General features: G+C 53.8%; 7 protein-coding genes. All 7 read left to right on the top strand.

Features of this window, described 5'->3' with window-relative positions; all coding sequences use genetic code 11:
* Positions 1 to 171 precede the first annotated feature (171 nt).
* Positions 172 to 1,659, top strand: coding sequence for a LysM peptidoglycan-binding domain-containing protein (locus Q0X57_RS06465; RefSeq protein ID WP_297729237.1), 1,488 nt, complete (start codon positions 172 to 174; stop codon positions 1,657 to 1,659).
* 9 nt (positions 1,660 to 1,668) lie between these two features.
* Positions 1,669 to 2,346, top strand: coding sequence for a porin family protein (locus Q0X57_RS06460; protein WP_297729234.1), 678 nt, complete (start codon positions 1,669 to 1,671; stop codon positions 2,344 to 2,346).
* Positions 2,346 to 3,035: a CPBP family intramembrane glutamic endopeptidase gene (locus Q0X57_RS06455; protein ID WP_297729231.1), complete on the top strand. Its 690-nt coding sequence runs from the start codon at positions 2,346 to 2,348 to the stop codon at positions 3,033 to 3,035. Before Q0X57_RS06460 ends, Q0X57_RS06455 begins: the two co-directional genes overlap by 1 nt.
* Positions 3,025 to 6,018: a PD-(D/E)XK nuclease family protein gene (locus Q0X57_RS06450; protein WP_297729229.1), complete on the top strand. Its 2,994-nt coding sequence runs from the start codon at positions 3,025 to 3,027 to the stop codon at positions 6,016 to 6,018. The genes Q0X57_RS06455 and Q0X57_RS06450 overlap by 11 nt, the downstream gene beginning before the upstream one ends.
* 38 nt (positions 6,019 to 6,056) lie before the next feature.
* A complete protein-coding gene (locus tag Q0X57_RS06445; RefSeq protein ID WP_297729226.1) occupies positions 6,057 to 7,442 on the top strand; it encodes a gliding motility-associated C-terminal domain-containing protein in 1,386 nt (461 codons plus the stop codon).
* A gap of 18 nt (positions 7,443 to 7,460) precedes the next feature.
* Positions 7,461 to 8,072 (top strand): YigZ family protein, encoded by a 612-nt coding sequence (locus Q0X57_RS06440; RefSeq protein ID WP_297729223.1) that lies wholly within the window; start codon positions 7,461 to 7,463, stop codon positions 8,070 to 8,072.
* Positions 8,073 to 8,165: 93 nt separating this feature from the next.
* Positions 8,166 to 8,306, top strand: a 141-nt coding sequence (locus tag Q0X57_RS06435) for an SAM-dependent methyltransferase (RefSeq protein WP_297729239.1), incomplete at its 3' end; no start/stop codon positions are given.

The raw sequence follows: 8,306 nt of genomic DNA, 5'->3' as shown, positions 1-8,306 counted from the left end.
CTAAACCTATATGATGCGTCTGCCTAACGTAAGTTTTGAGTTTCTCTGCTATGAAACAAAAATCTCTTGGTAAAAACGGTTGACTAAGAGTGCTATTTGTGCTACCTTTGTCTCTAGTTAGACAGAGATGAATCGATGAAACAGATATTACAGCGCCTTCTCTTGCTCTCTATGAGCCTATTTCTAGTCTCAACAATGCTTATGGCACAAGCACCTCTGCGACATGTGGTCAAGAAGTTTGAGACGGTCTACGCTATCTCCAAGCGCTACGGAGTCTCCGAGGAGGAGATCTACCAGCTTAACGAAGGTAGTCAGTGGGGTATCCGTGAGGGGCAGACGCTCTTGATCCCCCAGCGCAAGCCTGACACGATCTATGTTGAGGCACCGACCGTCGCTCCTGCGGAGCCTGGCATTCACGTGGTGCAGTCTGGCGAGACGCTCTTCGGCATTAGTCGTAAGTATGGCTTGACAGTGAGCCAGCTCCTCGAGCTCAATCCGCAGAAGCATGATGCACAGATCGCAGTAGGGGAGCGGATCGTAGTAGCCTCTGGGGCTAAGCTTAAGAAGGAGCCCACCTCGCTAAGCGGTATGCAGCTAGAGCAGGTTCGAGTGGCTCTGATACTACCCCTACGAGAGAGTGGTCAGCCTAGTCGCTATCTACACTTTTACGAGGGGGCGCTCCTCGCTATTGAGCGGTTGCAGCGCCAGGGTATAAGCATTGATCTGCAGGTTGATGTGGCTGTCAATCGCTCAGCACTGGAGCAACTCCTCAAGACCAAGGAGGGTCAGCAGTACGACCTAATCATCGGCGGAGACTCGGAGCAGAGCGTGGAGCTACTGTCTCAGCGTGCTAAGGAGCTGCAGGCGGTCTATCTCTCGCCTTTCGTATGGCAGAGTGGCAAGGGGCAGTTGTACGACCACTTCTTCCAGCTCAATCCCGCACAGTATCGTGTCACGGAGCGATTGCAGCAAGCCTTTGCTCGTCGCTATGCGGGCTACGAAGTACTACTCGTGCGCTGTGGCGAGGGTGATCAGGCGGACAAGTTTAAGGCGATCGAGAGTGCTTGTCGTGAGGCTGGCATTTCCACGCAGAGCCGCTCTCTGCGAGAGCTAACCATCGGTCAGTGGCCTCGTCAGAGCGGTAAGAAGTGCGTGATCCTACTCAACTCTAGCAAGAAGGCGGATCTTACGGCTGTACTAGACGCAATGCGTGATGCGCGGCTCTCGACGAGTGACTATCAGCTCTTCGGATATCCGCAGTGGCAGACTTACGGCAAGGAGATAGATGAGCGCCTGCGAGAGGTGCGAGCCACGATCTTCTCCACCTTTTACTGGGACAAGGAGCTTCCCGAGAGCCAGCGTGTCCGAGAGGCGTACAAGCATTGGTACGGCCGTGATATAGAGGAGAGCTACCCGAGCTATGCACTACTGGGATATGACGTGGTGCGCTACTTTATCGCAGCTATATCGTCCTATGGACGTGGCTTCCAGCAGTTCCAGTATCAACTGCCAAAGGATGGGTTGCAGTCTGGCTTCCTCTTTGCACCAGCCATCACGGGGCGCAGCTCTGGGAGAGGGGGCTATACGAACTTGAACCTCTTCTTCATCACCTATAGTCCACGTGGGGAGCAGCGTCAGCAGATCCCCCTAGCAGAGTAAGTAAGCGCTATGCGAAGTCCTAAGAAATGGTGGAGCGGACTGCTCCTCTTGCTCCTCACCTCAGTCATACCACTGCAGGCTCAGCGCTCGCAGCTGAAGCCTCTGGAGGTGCGTATAGGTGGCGGAGGAGGTGTGAGTGGCTCGATGCTAGACCTAGTGCCACGTGTGGAGATGCTTCCTCACCTAGGGGCGATGGGTTATGTGGCGGTGCTACTGACCAATCAGAACTATACGGGCATGACGATGCGCCTCTCCTACGAGCAGCGTGGCTGGCGAGAGGAGTATACGAAGCCGATCGCCTACAACTTTGCGAGAGATATGGACTTCATTGACTTGACGCTGATGGCGCATCTTTACTACCCCTTTGGCAACTTTCAACTGGGGCTAGAGGTGGGACCAAACGTGGGCTACATCATACGAGACGTGAGCAGCCCCACGCCAAGCGAGGAGACGAGAGCTGTCGTGAAGAGACGGCATGTCTATCCGCTCTTTAGCAAGTTCTCGTGGGGACTCAAGGGCGGACCCGTCTTGAGCCTAGACATAGCTGAGAAGCATAGGATCACGCTGAGCGGACACTTCTACTACGGTCTGAGCGACCTCTTTGCTACGACGGTGCGCGATGACTATGGTCGTGCTGGCGAGCTGGGTGTCACGATGGGGCTGGGCTATTACTTTAGAGTGCTCTGATGCTGGTCTTACTGCTCCTCTTCACCTTAATCCTCTTTGTGCTAGCCTATCCACTACTACCGATTACGTGGGCGGGTATCGTAACTTTTGGCGGGGGAGCTCTTCTGTCCACATGGACCTACCTGTGGGGCTACCGATGGCTGTACCATGAGCCTGCTCCGAAGGAACCTAGTGCCCTGCTAGCCCTCCCATTCGAACCGCTGAAGGAATACTGGAAGGGGGTAAAGCTGTCCCGCTTCCTCCTCTATGCAATCCTCGCTGTAGTTATCTATCTGTTCCTCGCATGGTGCAATCAAGCACTCGTCTCCGTCTGGCCTGAGGGGTGGGGTGGTGCTTGGCTACGCAACTGGAGCAAGGCATCTCAGGAGGCGCAAGCTACACTCATAGAGGGTGAGAACTTATGGGTGCTCTTTCTCACCGTAGGGGTGCTGACCCCAATTGCCGAGGAGCTCTTCTTTCGAGGGGCGCTCATAGGGTGGATGATGCTAAGGCGCTTTCCCCGATGGGCTGTCATCCTCCTGCCCGCACTACTTTTTGCCGTGATGCACCTCAACCCTATGGGGATGCTGCAGATCTTCTTCCTAGCCCTCTTGCTGGGTTACCTGCGCTGGGCTACAGGCTCGCTCTGGCCATCGGTAGGGCTACACATCTGCAATAACCTTTTAGTCTTGGGTATCTATGGCTTCTAATGACAGCTTTCTCTCGCAGGTCGTCAGTCGAATGCGCTCTAGTGAGGTCCCGCTGAGGAATCAGTTGGTGGTGGTGCCGACAAAGCGTGCAGCGACCTTCCTACAGCGTGAGCTGGTGACACAGCCACAGGATAAGCCTGCGACGATTTTGCCTCGTATCGTCACCATCGATGAGTGGATCACAGAGATGTCTGGGCGGGTTATCCTAGACAATACGGCTCTCATCTCGATACTCTATGAGGTCTATGCGACCTATCTAGCCAATCAGAAGCTGGGGCAGGTGGAGACAGATCAGATGCTCTCCCTAAGCCAGACGGAGCGCATGCTGCGAGACTTCCAGGATATGGATCTAGCCTTGGCAGATGTGGAGATGCTCCTGATCAACCTAGAGAATCTAGATGACCTAGACAGCTACGCCTATCTAGACGAAGAGGAGCGAGAGGCTATCAAAGAGTTTTGGCGCGGACTATCAGACCAGGACTTGGATAGTCCACAGGGAGGGTATCGCCACTTTGCCATGGTATGGCGAGACATTTACCAGCTATTTAATGTGCGTTTAGCCGATCTTAAGGTCGCTTACCGAGCAGGCGCTTATAGGATCGTGGCGGAGGATACCTTTACAAGTGATGATTTGCTCAGAGCGCTACGGCGTTACAGCGGTTCGGCAGTTAGTCTCGTCAACTTCGTCGGGCTGTACAACCTGACACCCGCAGAGCGAGCAATCATCAAGAAGCTCCAAAGCGCAGATGCCGATGCGCTACAGGTGCAGCTCTACTGGCAGAGGGTCTCAATAGACGCTGAGGGGGACTTTAATGAGCATCTCTACAATACGATAGATCAAAACGCCAAGCGCCTCGGAGGAATCGTTCTAGACGAAGACTTCGCCCGTAAGTATGCGCCAGAGGTACACCTGCTCTCGCTCAACTCAACCATTCAACAGCCACAAGTGGTCAACGACCTCATCGCTGAGATTACTAAGGAAGATGACACAGCGCTCAAGGAGCTACGCATAGCTATCGTGCTCAACGATGAGAAGACGCTCATCCCGCTGATGAACTCGCTCAAGCAACCTGCCTGCACCTCGCTCAACGTGACGATGGGCTATCCTCTCCAGTATACCTCTGTGGCGACGTGGATACGCCGATACCTTAATATATATGGTCTCGTATCCTCGTCGGAGACAAGGGTGGAGCGTGTCAAGCTCACCTGTTCGCGCTTGAAGCTTTGGCTGACTGCTCCCTTGACACGAAAGCTCTTTGGCGACCTTACGACTGCGCTGATGGATCGGATCACTCTGCACCACTACGCCATCACAGCGTCAGAGCTTCGCACGATCATAGAGGAAGTTGCTGGAGATGCAGATGAGGCGGTGCGACAGCGTCTACTAGATCTGCTCACGCCCAGTCTCACGGGGGTAGGGCTACTCACTCGTATAGGTCAGTTGCTAGAGCTACTCAAAGGGTTGACGACAGCGACAGACGAAGAGACAGAGGAAGCAACAGAGGATGACGAGTCAATAGATCACGTAATCCTATCGGAAGCTCTAGACCAAATCGTCCGCTACGTCACGCAGGTGTCCAATCTGCTACAATCAAGCGAGGGCATACATCATTTACTAAACGCTCCGAAACCTGTTGCTTATCTCTTGGAGCAACTGATGGCTGTGGGGAGTATCCCCTTCGAGGGAGCTCCGCTGGAGGGCTTGCAGGTGATGGGTTTCTTGGAGACACGTACGCTCACCTTTGACTATGTGATCATGCTCAACGTGCAGGAGGGCGATCTGCCTAAGTCAAGCCATACCACGACGCTCATCCCCGATATGCTACGGAGCGCCTTCGGTATGACCACTTACCGTACTGAGGACGATACCAATGCCTACCACTTCTACCGCCTCATACAGGGTGCTAAGCAGGTTTATCTACTCCAAGACACACGTCCTAAGAGTATCTCCTCAACGGAGCCTTCGCGCTATGTGGACCAAATACGCTACCTGACGAACTTGTCGCTAGATGAGTCCACTTATGCTGACTCGCTAGATGCTAGGAATGAGCAGGAGCACACTGTCGCTGACGATGACGAGGAGGTGCATCGCTATATGGAGCAGATAGCTTCGGGCGAGAAGACTTTCTCTCCCTCCGACTTGATCACCTACTACAATTGCGCTTACCAGTTTTACCTCAAGAAGATAAAAGGTATCGGCGAGCCACGCCAAGAGCTCGGAGTCGTGACGCAGATCGAGCTTGGCTCTATGGTGCACGCTTATCTGGAGTGGTTTTACAAAGGGCTGAAAAAGACGAGCGAAGTCTCAGACCTAGAGCACACGGTGAGCCGCGACAAGCTGCAAGAGCTCTATAAAAAGATCGTCTCTGACAAGAGTGCCCCCGACGAAATCCTCCTGACAGACCTGGAGCGATACATTAGCAAGGCTATAGAGATAGACAAGCGCTTGCTCCAAGCTGGTCATTCGCTCCAACTGCTCGCTAGCGAGACGAAGATGACAAACCTCCCCTTCGAGTGGACGGATGATAGTGGTCAGAATCATACGATACACCTCACGGGTCAGCCCGACCGAGTGGATATAATCGATGGAAAAGACTATCGCATCGTGGATTACAAGACAGGAGCTATCAAAAAGCCTAAGACAGTGGAGGAGCTAGACACAGATACGCTTGACGCTTGGCGTAAGATGGCGAGCAACTGTAAGCTGGGAGGCTACATACTACAGTCCTGTCTCTATGCGATGCTCTATGCGCAGCAAGCGGAGGAGGGGATTAGCAAGATACAGCCTACGCTCTATTCGCTGGCGCCCGCTATCCCAGCAGATGAAGGTGCGATAAGCTTTAAGGGAACTGTAGCTCTGAACGAACTCAAAGAGCTTGTCATACATTACTTAAACAAACTGCTAGCCTTGAAGTTCCCTCAAACGGAAGTACTGGACGTCTGTAAGTACTGCGACTACAAGACAATCTGTGGACGCAAGTAGCTGGTTCCTTGGATACATTATATATAGTAGCACGCCACATGAAGACTAGAAGCCTGATCCTGTCACTCCTCATACTCATAAGCTCTGCCGTAACACTCTCGGCGCAGAGCATCTCAGCTAGTCCAGGCAAGCTGAGCCAGCCATACACGCCCATAGGGCAACAGGTGCGACTCTTGGCTTATCATCCGGCTTCGGGAGAGGGGAGTGGCGCAGTTACCTTGACCTTTCCCATAGCTGCGGGAGAGAAGCTCTACTGCTACACGACCTCGATACAGGAGGCGCAGCCTGTGGCTACGGCTCAGTACGCAGGGACGACCGTCACCGTGCCAAATGCTCAGCTGGAGTGCGGTTACTTCACCGCTCAGCCTAGTCAGATCATGATGACACGAGTTTACTATTGGATCTTTGACTACAGTCGTGTCTCTCTACGAGACCTTGCTCTGACAGCAGACTACGATGCTGCGGAGCCTTGTCAGCAGGTGACGCTCACACTCTCTCGACCGCTACCTCCCATATCCTACCGCACGCTACAAGGCACCTCCATACAGGCGGATCGTGGGCTAGTCGTGCGCTACCAAGACCTCGTTTACAAAGAGGAGACATATGCCTTCACCGCAGAGCAAAAGGAAGAGCTACTCCCCGAGACCAATGGTGGGGCGTGGCACCTGATAGCTCCGTTGAGCGACACCTCTTTTGCCATCATAGGGGACCGCTTTACCAAAGGCGTGGCAGAGCAGTACGACCTGCCCATAGAGAGCCCCGTGCTACAGGCTCATCGCATTGAGTTGCATGCTCGCTATCGGCTGGTTAGCTCTGGTCAGTCGCAGGCTGCCGACTCGACGGCAAGCAATGCGGGACAGCTCCCCTCGAGTCTCTCCGCTCCCGCTACAGTGGAGATAGAGTTGGTCGCTAATGAGCCAGCGGCGGTACTTTACCAAATCATCATTGCCGAGGGAGCTACCATCTCTAAGGACGCTTCTGTCGTAATGCAGTTCAACGGGCGCCAAGCCCAGTACACCTTTGACAAGATGGGTACCTACACGCTCTACGGCACGGCGAGCGATCGCACGGCCAGTTGCACAGCCACCTCTCAGCCAGTAGTGGTGACAGTGCAAAGCTCTAGGCTTGAGGTGCCCAACGTCTTTACCCCCTTTAGCAGTCCTGGTGTCAATGACCTCTTTCAAGTGGTTCATCAGTCGCTCGTATCCTTTGAAGCTCGCATCTACGACGCTTGGGGCGGACTCATCTACAGCTGGAGCGACCCCAATGGAGGCTGGGACGGCACTTGTCGAGGCAAACCTGTGCCCAGCGGGGTCTACTACTATGTCATCACCGCCGAAGGAGCTGATGGCGTGCAGTACCACAAGAGTGGGGACGTCAACATACTGGAGAGCGACTATTCGCAGCAACCCAACTTCAACTAATACGAGAAGGCCTTAGCGATGAAAGACTTTTACCACACGATCCAGTCGCCAGCCATTGCCGAGCAAAACATACAGCGCAGTCGCTTCATCGGCTACTGCTATCCAGTCTCTAGTGCCGAGGAAGCTTTGGAGCGTATCTCGGAGCTTCGCAAGGAGCATTACAGTGCGACGCATGTTTGCTGGGCTTACTCAATCTATGGCGACGAAGCGAACGAGACTCGCTCCAACGATGATGGAGAGCCCTCAGGCACTGCGGGCAAGCCTATCCTAGGACGCTTGATCTCTCGTGACCTAACCAACGTCGCTGTGGCTGCCGTCCGCTACTTCGGTGGGGTTAAGCTCGGCACCAGTGGTCTGATTGATGCTTATCGCTCTACGACCGAGCTGGTTCTAGACAAGGCAACAGTCCGAGAGGTCATCCTATATAGTAGCGTGACGCTTAGCTTTCAGATGGATCTGATGGGGCCTGTGATGCTTCTGGTCAAGAACCACGGCGCCGAGATTGTCGCTCAGGACTACACCTCCCAGTACCACCTCACGGTACAGCTACGGCAAGGCGATATGCCTTCGTTTGTTGCTGCAGCTGGGGAAATCTACGGAGTCACACTCCAAGAAGAGGGTACAATTTAGTTTAGATTTAGGCGGTAATGTTTGATTCCACTAGATTTTCGTAAGTTTGCACCGTAATATCTCTTGCCAGTCAAGAGTACAGTCTTAACTACAATGGCTCAACTGACGGTCGTCCCGACCCCTATAGGCAATCTTGGAGATATCACCCTACGTGGACTAGAGGCTCTACGTGAGGCTGATCTGATCCTAGCTGAGGACACTCGCACCTCCTCCGTATTGTTGCGGCACTACGAG

The organism is uncultured Porphyromonas sp., assembly GCF_947254915.1.
Classification (GTDB): Bacteria; Bacteroidota; Bacteroidia; order Bacteroidales; family Porphyromonadaceae; genus Porphyromonas.
The sequence above is the reverse complement of the archived record's forward strand: the minus strand, read 5'-3'. Positions and strand labels throughout refer to the sequence as shown.

Bases quoted from the DNA above. Each gene is read 5' to 3' on its own strand.
- Q0X57_RS06465 (WP_297729237.1), top strand. From the start codon at position 172: ATGAGCCTATTTCTAGTCTCAACAATGCTTATGGCACAAGCACCTCTG.
- Q0X57_RS06460 (WP_297729234.1), top strand. From the start codon at position 1,669: ATGCGAAGTCCTAAGAAATGGTGGAGCGGACTGCTCCTCTTGCTCCTC.
- Q0X57_RS06455 (WP_297729231.1), top strand. From the start codon at position 2,346: ATGCTGGTCTTACTGCTCCTCTTCACCTTAATCCTCTTTGTGCTAGCC.
- Q0X57_RS06450 (WP_297729229.1), top strand. From the start codon at position 3,025: ATGGCTTCTAATGACAGCTTTCTCTCGCAGGTCGTCAGTCGAATGCGC.
- Q0X57_RS06445 (WP_297729226.1), top strand. From the start codon at position 6,057: ATGAAGACTAGAAGCCTGATCCTGTCACTCCTCATACTCATAAGCTCT.
- Q0X57_RS06440 (WP_297729223.1), top strand. From the start codon at position 7,461: ATGAAAGACTTTTACCACACGATCCAGTCGCCAGCCATTGCCGAGCAA.